Source organism: uncultured Veillonella sp., from assembly GCF_915069625.1.
Lineage (GTDB): Bacteria > Bacillota > Negativicutes > Veillonellales > Veillonellaceae > Veillonella.
In genome coordinates this window covers 1-18,026 of sequence record NZ_CAJZFD010000014.1, presented here as the reverse complement: position 1 = coordinate 18,026, position 18,026 = coordinate 1, and the positions used below count along the sequence as shown (strand labels likewise).

Here is an 18,026-nt window from a genome sequence, read left to right as displayed (position 1 = left end):
TTAGATTAGTCTATTTGACTATTCGATAAATTACGATATACACTACAAATCTTGCATTTATTTGTGAGATTGTGTACAGTATATATATTAAATATTCTATTGAATATATTTTGGAGGTTGTCTAGTATGGCAGGTAAAATTTTAGGTACTACAGTTTATTATGATGCAGATTGTAATTTGAGCAAATTGGAAGGCAAAAAAATTACAGTTTTAGGTTACGGTTCTCAAGGTCATGCGCATGCATTGAACTTAAAAGAAAATGGTATGGACGTAACAATTGGTCTTCGTGGTGGTTCTTCTAGCTGGAAAGCTGCAGAAGAAGCAGGCCTTACAGTAAAAGAAACTGCAGAAGCGGTTAAAGGTGCTGACATCGTTATGGTATTGATTCCTGACGAATTACAAGCAGACGTATATGCACAAGATATCGCTCCTAACTTGAAACAAGGTGCATACTTGGCATTTGCTCACGGCTTCAACATTCACTTCGGTAAAATCGTACCTCGTGAAGACATCAACGTATTCATGGTAGCTCCTAAAGGTCCTGGTCATTTAGTACGTCGTACATACCAAGAAGGCTCCGGTGTTCCTTGCTTGTACGCTGTAGAAAAAGATCCATCTGGTGATACTGAAGAAGTTGCATTAGCATGGGCTTCTGGTATCGGTGGTGGCCGTTCCGGTATCTTGGAAACTAACTTCAAATCCGAAACTGAAACTGACCTCTTCGGTGAACAAGCTGTATTGTGCGGCGGTGTTACTGAATTGATCAAAACTGGTTTCGAAGTATTAACAGAAGCTGGTTATGAACCTGTAAATGCTTACTTCGAATGCTTGCATGAAATGAAATTGATCGTAGACCTTATCTACGAAGGTGGCTTCCAAAAAATGCGCCACTCCATTTCCAACACTGCTGAATATGGTGACTACCATGCAGGTCCTCGCGTAATTACTGCAGATACTAAAAAAGCTATGGAACAAATCTTGGCTGATATCCAATCTGGTAAATTCGCTGACGAATTCTTGGCTGATTCCAAAAATGGTCAAAAATTCCTTAAAGAACACCGTGAAGCAGCTGCTAACCATCCAATCGAACCAGTTGGTGCAGAACTTCGCAACTTGATGAGCTGGTTAAAATAAGAGATTACATTAGTAATTTCTTGATAAGCATAGGCTTACTGAAAGCGACCCCATTTGGGGTCGTTTTTTATTGAGTAATACTAGTACGTATGATATAGTTAACGTAGAGTCAGTGTAGTATATTTTGGTATAAGGAGAGATACTATGAGTTCTACAACTATTATTATCATCGTGGCGGTTGCAGTCATTTGGGCCATTTTGTTTGCCGTATTTATGAAGTTCAATAAAAAACGACAAGCCGGTGAACAACAATATGTACAAGAGAATGCTAATAAAGCGATTCTTCATATTTATGGTAAATCTGTAAAGGTTGATGGTAAGGACCTTTCTACTATTGATCATAAAACTGGTCAATATGGTCAAGTCATTGTGGCAGTAACACCAGGAGAACATACCATTGAATCCGTATATTACACAACGGATAATGTGGGTACTAAAACAAAGAATGTTGAAACACAGCCTGTTACCATCACAATTCCAGTACAAGCGGGTAATCAATATAATGCGGCTATGTATTTCTATTCCGCAGAACAACGTAAGGCCTATTATAAAGGTGACGTTGATGATGCTATTTTAGAAGTTGAACTAGAATTAGAATCTGGTTTTACAGCGAATACTCATGCTTATATCATCGTGTACCGTGAATGTAAATAAATTAGTATAGTAACTGTTTAATAGAGCTATCATTGTGGTAGCTCTATTTTTTATAAATCGTTGTTGGTTATTATCATATTTATTTGTGATATAATAAGAAGATATATGAAAGGAGCATCATTATGGACTTCTATTCCGTTTCCTATGTGGAAAGCCAAATCGCATCTGGTCATACATTAGGGTTCGTTATCTTTGTAGTTATTTTATTAGCCCTTCTCGGAGTAGGCATTCAAGTTTTGCGTAATGGTTTTACAAGCCGTTACCGTGATTTAGCTGTTATATTATCCTTAATTATTGTATTTTTCTTAGGCTTAGAATATCAAGAATATGGTCGTATGAAGAATTACTCTGAAGATTCTTCTAGAATGGCTCAATTCTTGCATTCCTTTAGTGCAGACCATGGTGTTGATGAAGGTCAATTAGCTGTTAATTCCTTAAAGGTACTTAATGGTATGATCTTAAAGGTTAGCGATGCATACTATGAGGTGCAATTTAATCCTGAATTTACTACCTATACAATCACTCGTGTGTATACAGTAAGTCCTACAGACCGAATTCATGATAAAGCGGATGTATTACCATAAGGAGGACCACATATGACAGAAGCTATGGCCGTCTATGGGATGGTCTTTGCCAAACTCGCCATAGGTCTCTTGGCGATTATTTTACAAATTAACTTAATGGGGAAGGGCAATTTAGCGCCAACCTCTGCGTTAGACCAATTACAAAACTATGTACTTGGTGGTATTATTGGTGCCATTATTTACAATGACCAAATTGGTATTTTACAGTTTATGTTAGTCCTCATTTTGTGGACTATTCTTGTAATGTCTCTTAAATTCTTAAAAGGTAATCTTCGTTTCTTCAAAACCATTCTCGATGGTCATCCAGTTATTGTAATTGAAAAGGGTCACGTATTAACTGAAGAGTGTATGCGTTATGGTATTCAAGCAGCGGAGCTTAAATTGAAATTGCGTACTGCTGGTGTTCAATATGTAACAGATGTAAAACGTGCTGTACTAGAACAAAATGGTCAGTTAAGCGTTGTTCAATTCGGTGATGAAAATATTAAATTTGATCTTATTGATGATGGTCAAATTAATCACTTTACATTAGCTGTAATTGAAAAAGAACAAGAGTGGCTTGAAAAAGAGGTTGAAAAGCAAGGGTATAAAATAAAAGATGTATATATTGCTGAATACAAAGATGGTGAGGTAGTCATCTATCCGTATGAAAGAAAACATCGTCCTCAAATTGTAAGTGCTTTAAAGACTAAAACTATTTCTACTAAAAATACATTGAAATCTAAATTTTAAAATCTAATATGTAGTATTTTTAAGCCCACTATTCATAGTGGGCTTATATAGAAAGGGAACTAGTGAATCGTAAAGATTTAATTGATCGATTACAAGAATTATATAAAGACGAGGATAGTCGTATTACTGTAAATCCTCACGCAGGGCAAAAGGTGGCTATCGTCTATCCTAATACATATTTTGTAGGCATGAGCAATCTTGGCCTCCACATTATTTATGAGGAGATTAACTTACGCCATGATAGCGTATGTGAACGTATCTTCTTGCCTGAGAAAAAGGAATTAGAAGCATACGATAAGACTAAGACACCGTTGATGAGTGTTGAAACACAGCGGCCTATGCATCAATTTGATGTGGTGGCCTTTGACGTGACCTTTGAAATGGACTATTTCCATATTCCGTTGATGTTACGTCATGGACGCGTACCTATTATGGGGAAAGACCGTACAGAATTTGATCCTATCGTTATTGCCGGTGGCCCATGTGCTACCTTTAATCCAGAGCCTTTTGCGGACTTTATCGATGCTTTCATCATCGGTGAAGGGGAAGGTATCGTTAGTCGCGTTCTAGATATCATTCGCGATGGCAAAATGGAGGGCCTAGATCGACATGCTATTTTGCGTCAATTAGCGAATATATCTGGTGTGTATGTACCATCTTTGTACGTGCCAATTTACAGCGACGACGGCGAATTTAAAGGTTACCATATTGCTGAAGGCGCACCAAAAACGATTAAACGCCACTTTGAAATGCTCACTAGTGGCGGCGAAACCGTAGTAGCAACAAACTATACAGAATTTGGCGCTATGTACATCATCGAGGTTGCACGTGGTTGTGGACGGCATTGTCGATTCTGTATGGCCGGCTATTGTTTCCGTGTACCGCGCGTACGACCTTTAGAAATATTAAAAGAAGGCGTAGATAGAGCAGAGAAATTAGGTAAAAAGGTAGGCCTTATGGGGGCCGCTATTTCTGATTATCCAGAGGTAGATGAGTTAGTTACTTATATTCGTTCTAAAGATATGCGTTATTCTTGCGCATCCTTGCGTGCAGATTCTTTGACGCAAGCCGTTGTAGATGGCTTGGCAGATAGTGGGCAAAAGACGATTACCATTGCACCAGAAACGGGCAGTGAACGATTGCGGCGCGTCATCAATAAGGGCATTAGCGAAGAGCATTTACAAAATGCGGCCACTTTATCAGCTAAGTCTGGTATCCAACATATGCGACTCTACATCATGATTGGGTTGCCAACGGAAACTGACGAGGATATTGAAGCTATCGTAGGACTTGCAGAACGGACGCAAGCCCATATGGCAGAGGTAGGCTGTAAAGGTCGTTTAACGCTCAGTATCAATCCATTTATTCCGAAGCCTTTTACACCATTCCAATGGATGGCGATGGATAATCAAAAAACGGTAGAGAAAAAACTTCAATATATTAAAAAATCATTGCAAAAGAATCGTCGTATCGAGGTGCTCGTTGAATCACCTAAAGAGGCATATATCCAAGGTGTACTAGCTCGTGGTGATCGCCGTCTTGGCGCTGTTCTTGCGGCATGTGCAGCAGATCGTGGCAGTAAGTCCTTCAAGGCTGAAATGAAGGCAGCAGGCCTAGATATGGACGAGATGAACTATCGTGAACGCAGCTTTGATGAATTTTTACCATGGAGTCACCTCGACATGGGGATGGACGATGGATATCTTGAAATGGAATGGAAACGCTCTGTGGATGAAGCGTATACACCGCCATGTGTACAAGGCTGTAAGCGATGTGGTGTATGTAAATAGGAGGCACTTATGAATCAATCTGTAAAATGTATAGATGTTAAAGGACCTCATGGTACTTGGTCTTATGAAACTCCTAATTGGGCAGATCGTTTTCCTATTACAATAGGTGATACGTACCGTCATGGTGGTGTATCTCAAGAGCCCTATGAATCACTAAATTTAGCATTTCACGTAGGGGATGAGCCTAAGTATGTTCGTGAAAACCGTGCTATTATTGCTGAATATTTGGGTGTTGAACCAAAACGCATTTCTTGTGGTAATCAAGTACATGGTTTAAAAGCTGTAGAAATCACAGAAAATCTCGTTGGTGCAGGAGCCTTTGGAGAGGATACAGCCATAGCCGATTGTGATGCTGTATTTACAAAATTACCGAATGTACCGCTATTTTTATTTACTGCTGATTGTGTAGCTGTAGGTATTTATGATGCTAAGCATCACGCTATCGCTACGGTACATGCAGGCTGGCGCGGAGCGATAGGACATTTGCCAGTTCTTACTATTGAATCTATGAAAGAGGCTTATGGTACGGAGTTCAAAGATTGTTATATCTATCTTGGACCTAGCATTGGACCAGAATCCTTTGAAGTCGATGTAGAGTTAGGGAAACGTTTTGAATCAGCTTGGCGTGGTATGACGGACCGTAGTGTGGCTGATATTGTAAACTATCCAGGTGATAAACTAGATAAAGCCTATATCAACTTATGGAACTTTATCGCCGAAGGACTTATGGTGAATGGTGTGCCTAAAGAAAATATCGCTATTGGCAGTACCGATACAGTAACAGATAGAGATTGTTATTCCTATCGTCGGGAATCTGGTAAAACAGGTCGTATGGCACTCTTTGGGATGTTACAAGAACGATAACACTGTTATGTTACAACAACGATAGTACTGTTATGTTAGAACCATGATAGAACTTGGCTTTCACCAACATTAGTATTAGCCTTTCAACGAAATTAGTATTAGGCTTTCACCAAAATTAGAATTAATTGTATATTTTTAAGTATATACATGCATAGATTTATGCGCTTTATGAAGCCTAAACGATGTACAATCAATAATAAATACTATATAATAGAATAGTCTATACAAATATATTTTATGGTTTTATATATAGATTGAAGGGGGATCACATGATAGAAGAATCCCTACACGCTATACAGCAGCGCATGGCGGATGCTATGGCGCGCGTTGGTCGCGTAGATACAGCATTATTGGTGGCGGTTACCAAGAACCATCCCGTATCGGCGGTGGAAGAGGTAGCGCGTCTCGGTGTAACTCATGTGGGTGAAAACCGTGTACAAGAGGCTAAAGAAAAACAGCTCACCTATAAAGGTCCACAATTAACATGGCACTTGATTGGTCATTTACAGGTCAATAAGGTGCGTCAAGCGGTGCCTATGTTTGATTTAATTCATTCTGTAGACAGCCGTAAATTATTAGATGAAATCGAAAAGGTTGCAGCAAAGCACGATAAGGTACAAGATGTATTGTTGCAAGTCAATGTAGCTCGCGAAGCATCTAAAACGGGTATGACCGTTGAAGAGTTTCCGGAAATACGAGACTATGCAAAGACATTACCTCATGTCCGTGTTCGCGGCTTGATGTGTATGGCACCATTTTTCGATGATCCAGAGGAAGCACGTCCAATCTTCCGTATAGCCAATGCCTTGTATGAGGATATGAAGGGCTATTTTGAAGAAGGGCAGATTCAATATTTATCTATGGGGATGACTCACGACTTTGAAGTCGCTTTGGAAGAAGGGGCTAATATTGTTCGTGTAGGCACAGCAATTTTTGGGGAACGTGTGTATTATTAAGGCTCGGGTTGCCTAGTAATCGGTAGCGTTATGTATTAGGAGGAAATCCAAATGGCATTGGGAGATTATTTAGACAAAGCAAAAAACTTATTCTTAGGCAAAAATGATGATGACTATGAATATGATGATTATGACTACGAAGATGATGAGGAATATGAAGCTGAACCAGCTCCAGTAGCTCCAGCAGCACCTGTATCCGGCGCATCTGAATTTCATCCACGCAAGGTAGGAGGCCAATCTACGATGACACAACGTCCAACAGCTATGAAAGTAGTTGTAATTGAACCAAAAGTATTTGAAGATTCTGAAAATATTACACATCAATTGCGCGACATGCGTCCTGTATTGATTAACTTTGAAAATACAGATCCTCATGAAGCAGCGCGTATTGTGGACTTCGTATCTGGTGCGACATTTGCATTGGATGGCAAATTGGAAAAGGTGGGTAAGGACATTTTCATGTGCGTACCTGTAAATATTTCCATTGATTATTCTGATAATGAAAGTAACAAAACTGAGCAAAACGAATACGCTTGGGAAAACAAATAATTTCTCTATAAACGGTGGTGACAACGATGTTAGGTAAAACCTTATGTATTGGCGTTGGCTCGATGGGGGGCGCTTTATTGCGCGGTGCATTACAGCATGGCGTGTTGAAAGCAAGTGATACGCACATTCTAGTACGTCGCGAAGAACAATGTAAGGCTCTTACAGAGGAGCTTGGTGTAGTAGGTTTTACGACTATGCCTAATGTGCATGAGTACAATACTATTCTCTTGGCTGTAAAACCACAAGTGTTACCATCTGTATTAGAGACGTTAAAAGAAGTACCTTATGGGACTGTTATGATTTCCGTTGCTGCAGGTATCACCTTAGATACTCTAGATGCAGCGATTCCGCAAGCTAACTGGTTTAGAGCTATGCCAAATACACCGGCTTCTATCGGTGCAGGCATGACGGCTCTTGCAGGGGATGATGTACATACAGACCTTGGTCGTGATGTTCAAGCCTTGTTTGAGGCTGTCGGCGAAGTGGCCGTGGTAAGCGAAGCTGATTTAGATCGCTTAGGTGCACTATCTGGTGCGGGCCCTGGCTATATGTTCGTCATTCTTGATGCGTTAGCTGATGCGGGCGTTCGCATCGGATTGCCTCGTCACTTGGCAATCAAGGCAGCGGCTCAAACGATGTACGGTGCTGGCAAGATGGCTCTTGAAAGTGGCAATCATCCAGCAGTATTACGAGATCAAGTAACAAGTCCAGGTGGCACGACCATTGCCGGTATTGGTGCCATGGAAAAAGGTGGACTTCGCAGTGCTCTCCAAGACGGCGTAGTAGCATGTCTTGCTCGGTCGAATGAATTGGGGAAATAATTTTGGCAGATACTAGTAAATTAATACGATATTTTGAAGCCAGTGGCAGTGGTGAGGAAGCTCGCCGCATGCTAGACTTGGCTGAGCAGGTTGTAAAAGGTCGCCCGTACCGCGTGGCGGACTTTACGAGCCCTGCAGGCCTTGTCATTGCAGACGCAATCAAGGCTAACTACCCACAGCTTATCGTTAAGACAGACGGTGGCTATGAAGGGGCGGAACGTATCCGCATCGCCTTTGTAGATAGCGACTTTAATGGTACTGTGGATATGGGTATTCGCGCCCTTAAGGTAAATTGGGACCCACGGTTCCGATTGCTTACTCATCGCGATGTACTAGGCTCCTTGATGGGCCTTGGCATCGATCGCTCCAAATTTGGTGACGTTATCGTTCAACAAGGGGGCGCTCAAATTTTGGCGGATGAAAGCGTAGCAGACTTTGTGATTCAAAACTTCACGAAAATCGCTATGGTTTCTGTATCTGTAGAGGCTATTGAACTGTCAGATATTGCACCAAAAGAAGAAAAAATTAAAGAAGTCCGCACTACGGTTGCTTCGTTGCGCTTAGATGCGGTGGCAAGTTCTGGGTTTAGTGTATCTCGCACCAAATTGGTGAGCGCTATTAATGCAGGATTATTGCAAGTAAACTGGCAACCCGCTAAGGGTGCATCCCAAGAGGTTAAAGAAGGGGATGTTATCTCTATGCGTGGTCGTGGCCGAATGAAGGTAGAAGCCATTACAGGTACATCTCGTAAAGGGCGTATCGGCGTATATCTGAAACGATTCATGTAGGCAATTGAAAATCGGCTTGACCATCAAGCCGATTTTTTTATATATAGTAGGACAGCCATGGTATCCATAACATTTCAACCTACAACTGAAGATATAATCCTATTCGTAGGCGGCGGGGAGGTCGCAGAACGACGAATGAAGCTCTTTATAGATGAGCCTTGTCAAATTGTGGTGATCGCTCCTGCTGTAACAGATAGGATTAGCCAATGGTCAAAGGACCAGCATATCACATGGTATGAACGTGCTTTCACCAGTAACGATGAACATTTTATTATAACGAGCAGTTTGTTCTTTATCTGCACAGATAATCACGAATTAAACGATATGTTGTATGAGATGGGGAAAAAACACCGCATTTGGACTAACCGCAGTGATGACCCTACAGCGTGTAGGTTTACTATACCTTCATCACTTGAGCTAGGCGATTTACATATTGCTATTAGTGCCAATAATGTGGGACCTCGTATCAATCGCCTCGTGCGGCAAGATATGATGAATCGTTATGGTCAGTTGCAAAAGGCTATGCCTAGACTTAAAATATTTAGAGAAGAGGTAAAGTTACTACTTCCTACTCCAGAGGCTCGACAGAAATTTTGGAGAGACCATCTGACAGTAGAAACATTTGAAGCCATTCTCAAAGGAGAGTGGATGACTATAGAGGAGAAACTTGACCATGAAATTAGTGGTATTAGGTCTAAATCATAGAAGTGCCGCTGTAGAGGTGCGTGAACGTTTCTCGTTTGATAAGGACGAGGTCGCTTCAGCACTAAACCGACTTTATGAATTTGACTGTGTAGCAGAATGCGTTATTTTGTCTACATGTAATAGAACCGAAATTTACGCGGCCTTAGAAGGTGTAGAGTTCCCTAAAGAATATATGCTGGCAGTGTTAAAGGATTTAAAAGGGTCCGATCACATCGATGAGGATGCATTCTTCTTCTATGAAGAACGAGATTGCATTGAACATCTATTCCGTGTATCTGCAAGCCTTGATTCCCTTGTGTTGGGGGAAGGTCAAATTTTGAGCCAATTAAAAGGGGCTTATATTCAGGCTTATAGCGCAGGTTGTACAGGCACAATTTTTAATATCTTATTCCAACGCGCTATTAGTGTTGGTAAAAAGGTACGGACGAACACAGGTATTGCTAATACGCCTGTATCCGTTAGCTACACTGCTGTTAACCTTGCGGAGGACAGCCTAGATAAACCATTATCTGAAGCGACGGTACTCATCTTAGGTGCTGGTACCATGAGTGAGTTGACCGCAACGCACTTACAAGCAAAGGGCGTAAAAACGATTTTTGTATCCAATAGAACCTTTACCAAGGCAGAGGCTTTAGCAGAGCGATTTAATGGTAAAGCTGTTAAGCTCGATAACTTTGTAGATTACGCTAAAGATGCGGATATCCTCATCACATCTACAGGGGCGCCGCACTATATTATTACTGAACGTGAAGCAAAGAAAATTACCTCCCTTCGCAAAGGTGAGCCAATCGTTATGATTGATATTGCGGTACCACGCGATATCGATCCCGGCGTAGCAGATATGGAAGGTATTTACCTGTTTAATATCGACTCTCTTGAAAGCGTAGTCGAAGAAAATAAGGCACAGCGCGAAGAGGAAGCTCGTCGTGCAGAGCCTATCATTCACGACGCCATTGAAGAATTATTAGATAAATTGAGTTATTTAACGGTGCGTCCTATGATGGCATTGCTCACGGAAAAAGCAGAGCGCATTCGCCGTCGTGAGTTACATCGTGCATTAGCGAAATTACCTGATATTTCTGATAAGGAGCGCCGCATTATGGACTCTATGAGTCGCATGATCATTCGCAAAATGTTGCGTGAACCGATGATTCACTTTAACGAAATCGCTGGTACAGAGGAAGAAGGTTTGTACTGGGATTTATTCAAAGATATGTTTAATCTTGAGAAAGAAGGCTAATGCCATGAGAGACCATATTCGAATCGGCACGCGAAAAAGTGCCCTTGCCCTATGGCAGGCTGAACATATTAGTGCAGAGTTACAACGTCTGTACCCAAACATTACAGTAGAACTTGTTCACTTTAACACAAAGGGTGACCGTATCTTGGAAAAACCACTGGCTCAAGTTGGTGGCAAAGGTTTATTTACCGCTGAGCTAGAAGAGGCAATGCATAAAGGCGACATCGATATCGCTGTACATAGCTTGAAAGATATGCCTACAGAGTTGCCAGATGGTCTTACTCTAGGTGCTATTTCAGCCCGTGAAGTTCCTTACGATGCGCTCGTAAGCCCTGTGTATAAAACATTAGATAAATTACCTCAAGGGGCTCGTGTCGGCACAAGCAGCTTGCGCCGTCAAGCGCAATTATTGCATGTGAGACCGGACCTTAAGGTGGAGGTGATTCGCGGCAATGTACAAACTCGTTTGAGCAAGATTGAAACAGAAAAATTAGATGGTGTTATCTTGGCACAAGCTGGTCTTAAACGGTTGGGCATAGATGATCAAATTACCCAAGTATTTAAAGCTGATGAAATGATTCCTGCCGTTGGTCAAGGTGCTCTTGCTATCGAGTGCCGCGCTGACGATACGGAAATGCTTGAAATGCTAGCTCCTATTAACGACGAAGCTACACGCTATGCCGTTGAAGGAGAGCGCAGTTTCTTGCGTCAGTTAAATGGTGGTTGCCAAGTGCCTATGGGGGTACATGGCACTATCCATAAAGGTCAATTGACATTAAAGGCTATGATTGCCTCCCTCGACGGTAAAACCGTATACGAAGGAGAAATTTCTGGCCCTGCTAAAAAAGCTGAAATTCTTGGTAAAAACCTTGCAAAAGCCTTATATGAAGAAGGCGGCAAACATATTGTGGATGCTCTCATAGAGGAAGGAATCATAAAATGACAGGTATGGTATATCTAATCGGTGCAGGCCCTGGCGATGTTAAACTCATTACTGTAAAAGGTCGCGAATGCATTGAAAAAGCAGATGTAATTGTTTATGACTATTTAGCAGATGCTCATTTACTTGAATGGGCACGCCCAGATGCAGAATTGATTTACGCTGGTAAACAATGTAAAGATCACACAATGCACCAATGGGAAATCAATGAGCTTTTAGTACAAAAAGGTAAAGAAGGCAAAATCGTGGCTCGCTTAAAAGGCGGAGATCCACTCGTATTTGGCCGTGGTGGTGAAGAGGCTATGGCCCTTGGTGAAGCTGGCGTACCATTTGAGTTTGTACCTGGTGTAACATCTCCAATCGCAGCTCCTGCTTATGCTGGTATTCCTGTAACACAACGCGCTATGGCTACATCCTTTGCGGTTGTAACAGGTCATGAAGATCCAACTAAAGCAGTATCTGGTATTCACTGGGAAGGCCTTGCTACAGCAGTTGATACACTTTGCTTTGTTATGGGTGTTGGCAATTTGCCTACCATTGCAGAAAAATTGATGGCTCACGGTCGCCCAGCTAATACACCGGTAGCGCTTGTTCGTTGGGGTACAAAAACGGTTCAAGAAGTTCTCGTATCTACCCTTGAACATGTAGTAGAAGACGTAGAAAAGGCACAACTAAAGGCGCCAGCTATTATCGTAGTAGGCGATGTAGTTAACCTTCGTGAAAAATTACAATGGTTCGATAATAAACCGTTATTCGGTAAAACTATTGTAGTTACACGCGCTCGCTCCCAAGCTAGTGCATTCCGCGAAAAATTAGCAGCTCAAGGTGCTAATGTAGTAGAAGCGGCAGCGATTAAAACATCTCCATTGGAGCTGTTTGATGAAGATCGTCGTATCATCAATAATACAAAACAATACCAATGCATCGTATTCACATCTGGTGAAGGGGTTCGTTACTTCTTCGATGCTCTTTATAACGAAGGCAAGGATACACGTGCTTTAGGTAACTCTAAAGTAGCGGCAATCGGATGTGCTACAGCTCGTGAACTTCAAAAATACGGTATCGTTCCAGATATTATTCCTGTAGACTACAAAGCTGAATCTGCTGTAGAGGCTCTTGAAGAAGAACTCAAAGCAGGCGATTCCGTATTGCTCATCCAACCAAAAGTAGCTCGTGATGTAATTCCACGCTCTTTGCGTCATCACGATATAGATGTAGATATCTTGCGTTTATATGAAACTACACAAGATACATCTCAACAAGAAGCATTAGTAAATGCCTTAACTGCAGGTACTGTAGACTACATTACGTTTACAAGTTCCTCTACAGTAACTAATACAATCCAATTATTGGGCGATGATGCATTGAAACTCTTAGGCAATACTAAGATTGCTTGCATCGGACCTATCACTGCTGCTACGGCTATGAGTGCAGGCCTTAAACCTGCTGTCATCAGCGATGTATATACAACTGATGGTTTAGTTAACGCTATTATAAATGATGCTAAGGCTTAATAAGGATAGCATATAGTTGTTTCTATTTAGGGAATCACAATATCTCATATGAGCTAGCTTCTAATATTTTAATGAGCCCTATAGGGCCTATAGGAGGATCACATGTACGATTTAACATACCGTCCTCGCCGCTTGCGTATCAATCCAGAAATGCGTGATTTGGTACGGGAAACGACACTCGACGTAACTGATTTAATTTATCCATTATTTATTGTTCCTGGTGAAGGTATCAAAAAAGAAATCGATACATTACCAGGCCAATACCACTTATCTGTTGATGAAGCTGTAAAAATGGCTCAAGAGGTATATGATCTTGGTATTTTAGGTGTAGAAATCTTCGGTATTCCTACATACAAGGACGAACAAGGTTCCTCCGCTTGGGATATGTCCCAACCTGTACAACAAGCTATTAAAGCAATCCGTGCAGCTGTACCAAACCTATTGGTCGTAGCTGATGTGTGCTTGTGCCAATATACGACAACAGGCCATTGTGGCATGATTGATGATCATGAAATCTTAAATGATGAAACATTGCCATTACTTTGTAAAGTAGCGGTAAGCCAAGCGGAAGCAGGTGCACATATGGTAGCCCCATCCGATATGATGGACGGCCGTGTAGGTGCTATCCGTGAAGCCCTTGATGCGGCTGGCTATACAAATGTATCCATCATGAGCTATGCCGCAAAATACGCATCTGCTTACTATGGTCCATTCCGCGGTGCTGTTAACTCGGCTCCTAAATTTGGGGACCGTAAGTCCTATCAAATGGACCCAGCTAATCGCTTGGAAGCTTTCAGAGAAATCGAACTTGATATCGCTGAAGGTGCAGATATTATTATGATTAAACCAGCATTGTCCTACTTGGATATCGTTCGCGAAACACGTGACCGCTATGAATTGCCTGTGGCGGTATACAATGTGTCTGGTGAATATGCGATGGTTAAATCCGCTGCAGCAGCTGGTCTTATCGACGAAGAACGCCTCGTTATGGAAACAATGCTTTCCATGAAGCGCGCTGGTGCTAAAATCATTATTACGTACCATGCTATAGATATTGCTAAATGGTTACAAAAGTAAGGAGAAACCATGTTCCAACTCGGTAAATCTGAAAAGGCCTTTGAAGAGGCTAAACGTTATATGCCAGGCGGCGTAAACAGTCCGGTTCGTTCCTACCGCAGTGTAGGTTCTAACCCTCCATTTATCAGCAGCGCTAGCGGCAGCCGTATTTATGATATCGATAACAACGAATACATCGACTATGTGTTGAGCTGGGGCCCTATGATTTTGGGCCATGCGAATCCTGAGGTTATTGCAAGCCTACAAGAGGCGATTCCTCGCGGTACTAGCTATGGCGCACCTACATTGCTAGAAACAGAATTGGCTAAAAAGGTACAAGCCTTCATGCCATCTATGGAGGTTATCCGCCTCGTTAACTCTGGTACAGAGGCAACTATGAGTGCCTTGCGCGTAGCTCGTGGCTATACTGGTCGCGATCGCATCGTAAAATTCGTTGGTTGTTACCATGGTCATAGTGATGCACTTTTGGTGAAAGCTGGCTCTGGCCTTGCTACCTTTGGTGTACCAGATAGTCCTGGTGTTCCTCAAGGCGTAGCAGAAAATACGATTACTTTACCGTACAATGACTCTGATGCGGTACGCAAATTATTCGACGAGATTGGCGATACTATTGCGGCTATCATCGTGGAACCTGTAGCGGGCAATATGGGCTGTGTTCCTCCAGAACCAGGCTTTCTTGAAACCTTGCGCGAAGTGACTAAGGCTCATGGTGCATTATTGATCTTTGACGAAGTTATGTGTGGCTTCCGTGCTAGCAGCGGTGGTGCTCAAAAACGTTACAATATTAAACCAGACCTTACTTGCCTTGGTAAAATCGTTGGCGGTGGTATGCCTCTTGCTGTATTTGGCGGTGCTCGTGAGATTATGAACCAAATTGCACCAGCTGGTCCTATTTACCAAGCTGGTACATTGAGTGGTAACCCAATTGCTGTTACCTCTGGTCTTGCAACACTTTCCATTTTGCAACGGGATCCCACAATTTTCAAACAAGTAGAAGACGCAACCATAGCCCTTTGCGAAGGCTTTGAACGCTTGGCTGCTCAATACAATGTGCCTGTTGTAGTGCAACGTGTAGGCTCCATGTTCACCATCTTCTTCACTGATAAACCAGTTAAGAACTTTGATGATGCAGCAGCTTGTAACGAAGAACACTTTAAAATGTTCTTCCATCATAACTTGAGCCATGGTATCTACTATGCGCCAAGTCCTTATGAAAGTAACTTTGTATCTATCTGCCACAAGAGCAGTGAAATCGAACGTACATTAGCCGTAGCTGATGAAGCTTTCAAAAAAATCAGTGATACATTATTATAAAATATATAGTTTGTAGTTGTTTATGTATCGATGTAGGTGATGAACATGCAGTTTTACAAGAACTTAAAGCGTGCTCGCGTGCGCATGGGCAAAAGCCAAATCGAAGTAGCAAAGGCCGTAGGTATCAGTAATGCGGCGCTTTCAAACTACGAAACAGGGTATCGCGAACCAGATTTAGATACACTCTGTGCCCTGTCTCGCTATTATGGATTGACCTTAGATGAGCTGTTAGACGTAAATGGAGAACAACACGAGCCCATCTATGATCTCAGTCCTGTACTCAAAAATAAATACATCGCCTATAAAGGTGAAGTATTCGAGTTGAAAGACTCACAAAAACGTGCGCTCTTGCGCGAGCTAGATAATCTATTTACTAAATTTGAGAAATCAAAGGTAGAAGATAAAAGTAGTAAGCCAAAAACGTACAAACATGGAAACCCACATATCAATCGGGCTGGCCTAGCGAGCAGTGCTGGTAGTTTAGCGGCACGACGGAATATAAAGTAGTTTAATATATTACTTTGTATATTGAGGGCTTTCCTTAACTCACACAATTTAAAACAAAAGCACCATCTATCTTAGGGGAAACGATACATACGTTGGATCCAGGTAGATGGTGCTTTTTATTATATTCATTTAAATACTTAAGTTATAGACTAAGTCGTTTTATTCTCAAAAAATAAATAAAAGATAACAATATTAAAATATCAGTTGGTGATATAAGTTGGTTTAATATATAATTAAAATATAGAAGTAAATTGAATATTTAGTGGTCTTATAGGAGACATTATGAAAGTATGGAGCGGTGTAAAATCTATATTAGATCGAACACCTTTTAGGGTTAAATTTTATATTGGTTTTATCTTGATGGCATTCTTCATAATGGGACTTGTTACTTTACTTGCGTATATTAATAGACCGGGACAAATACAAAAACTAACAGTATATGAGCAAAAGTTAGCAGCTATATCGACGTATAAAGTAAGTGAAGAGCATTTTGCTACAGGTAGAAACGGGCAAATTTATGTTTTTAAAAATACATATAAACGTGTTACTTTGGAATCGGTAAAGAATATACTTTCAGAAGAAAAGATAAACTGGCGTGAAGTAAATAAGAGTCACATTATAGGATATGATTTAGATGATAATATTTGGGTTGATATTACTCATGATATAAACACAAAGGCTATCATCGTTAAATTAGAAAAAGACCGATAATTAAAGCTTGTATTTATTATGTATTATCTAAACTATAAGGAGATTCAGTATATAAATGGAGTTCATTGATTCTTTACTAAATTTATATAATACAAATTATGAGGTTAGCGGTGCAATTCAAGCTATAGGTCTTACTATTGCGTTTATTTGTATTCCTGAGTTGATTGGGAATCATGATAGCATAGAATCTTTTGCTCCTGCTAAGCCTATAGTGAGACGTGTAGTAAGGATTATTTTGTGTATCTTATTATTTTTCGAAATATTTACTTTGTTGGGATTGCTGATGGATAATGGACTATTATAGTCTGAATTTAATGAGTCAAATTAAATTTAATATAGGGCGAGACTATTGTATTTAGTGGATGAAATTAATTAAGTCTATCAATGTAGTTGTGACTCACGTGGTTTTTACCTTTATTATATACATTAACTTCTAGTGGTGAGGTATCTTTGGAGCTAACTTATGTAGATAAATGATTTTAAGTTCGTTGATGAAATTGATTGGATGAGCTTTCATGCAGATAGGGAAAAATTCAAAAAAATGGCTTGAGAGAATAGGTCTTTCTTGTTTAATAGTAGTAAGTATTATTTTGGGTGTTTGGCTTTTCTTTGCTACAAATTTTATACACCCATTTATCCACTATTTGGATCTAAGGGGAAGTATAATATATTACAAAGAGCCAACTAATATAATTGCTTCTAATGTTCTTGGTTTTGATGAAGTACGAGGGAAAATATATTATATAACTACAAATGGTATTGGTGTATATAATGAATTAAACAACGATCATGTATTTATATTACATAAAGAGCCACCTAATGAAATCAGAATAGATGACATTACTAATGTATATCCGGAATTTAGTCGTTTCTCTGATGCGGAACAGGAGGTTTGGAAAAGTAAATTTTATGCTGACTTTAGGGAAAGAATTCCTATAGAGGAAGGCAATATAATTAGATTTCCATTCTTTTTCTCTTACGAAACCCGTGGGATTTATAATTTAGCTACAGGTTCTAAATTATCGAAAATTGATACGTATAAAATTTCTAATAATATATTCTATAATGTTGATTTTGGAAGCATTACTAAGATAGATTTAGAAACTGGTATAGTATGGAAGTACTATTCTAATAACTTATTAGATT

The 18,026-nt window shown here is 40.6% G+C and carries 20 protein-coding genes; all 20 read left to right on the top strand.

Features of this window, described 5'->3' with window-relative positions; all coding sequences use genetic code 11:
- Positions 1 to 126 precede the first annotated feature (126 nt).
- Positions 127 to 1,134, top strand: coding sequence for a ketol-acid reductoisomerase (gene ilvC, locus QZ548_RS01540; protein WP_004695212.1), 1,008 nt, complete (start codon positions 127 to 129; stop codon positions 1,132 to 1,134).
- Positions 1,135 to 1,278: 144 nt separating this feature from the next.
- The gene (locus QZ548_RS01535) at positions 1,279 to 1,788 is read left to right on the top strand and encodes a hypothetical protein (protein WP_295867648.1); all 510 of its coding nucleotides are present in this window, start codon (positions 1,279 to 1,281) and stop codon (positions 1,786 to 1,788) included.
- Positions 1,789 to 1,910: 122 nt separating this feature from the next.
- On the top strand, positions 1,911 to 2,372 hold the full coding sequence (locus QZ548_RS01530; RefSeq protein WP_295867646.1) for a DUF3290 family protein: 462 nt from the start codon (positions 1,911 to 1,913) through the stop codon (positions 2,370 to 2,372).
- Between the two features lie 12 nt (positions 2,373 to 2,384).
- Complete coding sequence (locus tag QZ548_RS01525; protein WP_105089678.1) at positions 2,385 to 3,104, top strand: DUF421 domain-containing protein; 720 nt, start codon at positions 2,385 to 2,387, stop codon at positions 3,102 to 3,104.
- A 62-nt stretch (positions 3,105 to 3,166) separates the two neighbouring features.
- Positions 3,167 to 4,894 (top strand): radical SAM protein, encoded by a 1,728-nt coding sequence (locus QZ548_RS01520; protein WP_295867642.1) that lies wholly within the window; start codon positions 3,167 to 3,169, stop codon positions 4,892 to 4,894.
- Between the two features lie 9 nt (positions 4,895 to 4,903).
- Complete coding sequence (pgeF, locus tag QZ548_RS01515) at positions 4,904 to 5,758, top strand: peptidoglycan editing factor PgeF (protein WP_295867640.1); 855 nt, start codon at positions 4,904 to 4,906, stop codon at positions 5,756 to 5,758.
- A gap of 269 nt (positions 5,759 to 6,027) precedes the next feature.
- Positions 6,028 to 6,714 (top strand): YggS family pyridoxal phosphate-dependent enzyme, encoded by a 687-nt coding sequence (locus QZ548_RS01510; protein WP_295837935.1) that lies wholly within the window; start codon positions 6,028 to 6,030, stop codon positions 6,712 to 6,714.
- Between the two features lie 51 nt (positions 6,715 to 6,765).
- Positions 6,766 to 7,263: a cell division protein SepF gene (locus QZ548_RS01505; protein ID WP_295867637.1), complete on the top strand. Its 498-nt coding sequence runs from the start codon at positions 6,766 to 6,768 to the stop codon at positions 7,261 to 7,263.
- A 26-nt stretch (positions 7,264 to 7,289) separates the two neighbouring features.
- Positions 7,290 to 8,084: a pyrroline-5-carboxylate reductase gene (proC, locus tag QZ548_RS01500; protein ID WP_156719957.1), complete on the top strand. Its 795-nt coding sequence runs from the start codon at positions 7,290 to 7,292 to the stop codon at positions 8,082 to 8,084.
- Between the two features lie 2 nt (positions 8,085 to 8,086).
- Positions 8,087 to 8,872 carry an RNA-binding protein gene (locus QZ548_RS01495; RefSeq protein ID WP_295867631.1) on the top strand — a complete coding sequence of 262 codons (786 nt, stop codon included), beginning with the start codon at positions 8,087 to 8,089 and terminating at the stop codon, positions 8,870 to 8,872.
- A 57-nt stretch (positions 8,873 to 8,929) separates the two neighbouring features.
- Positions 8,930 to 9,577: a bifunctional precorrin-2 dehydrogenase/sirohydrochlorin ferrochelatase gene (locus tag QZ548_RS01490; protein WP_295867628.1), complete on the top strand. Its 648-nt coding sequence runs from the start codon at positions 8,930 to 8,932 to the stop codon at positions 9,575 to 9,577.
- Positions 9,546 to 10,817, top strand: coding sequence for a glutamyl-tRNA reductase (gene hemA / locus QZ548_RS01485; RefSeq protein ID WP_295867625.1), 1,272 nt, complete (start codon positions 9,546 to 9,548; stop codon positions 10,815 to 10,817). Before QZ548_RS01490 ends, hemA begins: the two co-directional genes overlap by 32 nt.
- Positions 10,818 to 10,821: 4 nt before the next feature.
- Positions 10,822 to 11,760, top strand: a complete 939-nt coding sequence (gene hemC / locus QZ548_RS01480; protein WP_295867619.1) for a hydroxymethylbilane synthase — start codon at positions 10,822 to 10,824, stop codon at positions 11,758 to 11,760.
- Positions 11,757 to 13,271 (top strand): uroporphyrinogen-III C-methyltransferase, encoded by a 1,515-nt coding sequence (gene cobA / locus QZ548_RS01475; protein WP_295867617.1) that lies wholly within the window; start codon positions 11,757 to 11,759, stop codon positions 13,269 to 13,271. Before hemC ends, cobA begins: the two co-directional genes overlap by 4 nt.
- A 102-nt stretch (positions 13,272 to 13,373) precedes the next feature.
- Positions 13,374 to 14,348 (top strand): porphobilinogen synthase, encoded by a 975-nt coding sequence (gene hemB, locus QZ548_RS01470; protein WP_039969007.1) that lies wholly within the window; start codon positions 13,374 to 13,376, stop codon positions 14,346 to 14,348.
- Between the two features lie 9 nt (positions 14,349 to 14,357).
- Positions 14,358 to 15,662, top strand: coding sequence for a glutamate-1-semialdehyde 2,1-aminomutase (hemL, locus tag QZ548_RS01465; protein WP_178885436.1), 1,305 nt, complete (start codon positions 14,358 to 14,360; stop codon positions 15,660 to 15,662).
- 45 nt (positions 15,663 to 15,707) lie between these two features.
- Entirely contained in the window at positions 15,708 to 16,169 is a 462-nt protein-coding gene (locus QZ548_RS01460) for a helix-turn-helix domain-containing protein (protein ID WP_005385599.1), read from the top strand.
- 282 nt (positions 16,170 to 16,451) lie between these two features.
- Positions 16,452 to 16,880 carry a hypothetical protein gene (locus QZ548_RS01455; protein ID WP_295217083.1) on the top strand — a complete coding sequence of 143 codons (429 nt, stop codon included), beginning with the start codon at positions 16,452 to 16,454 and terminating at the stop codon, positions 16,878 to 16,880.
- 55 nt (positions 16,881 to 16,935) lie between these two features.
- Positions 16,936 to 17,184, top strand: a complete 249-nt coding sequence (locus QZ548_RS01450) for a hypothetical protein (protein ID WP_227283227.1) — start codon at positions 16,936 to 16,938, stop codon at positions 17,182 to 17,184.
- A 211-nt stretch (positions 17,185 to 17,395) separates the two neighbouring features.
- On the top strand, positions 17,396 to 18,026 hold a 631-nt coding region (locus tag QZ548_RS01445; RefSeq protein ID WP_295867614.1), incomplete at its 3' end, for a hypothetical protein.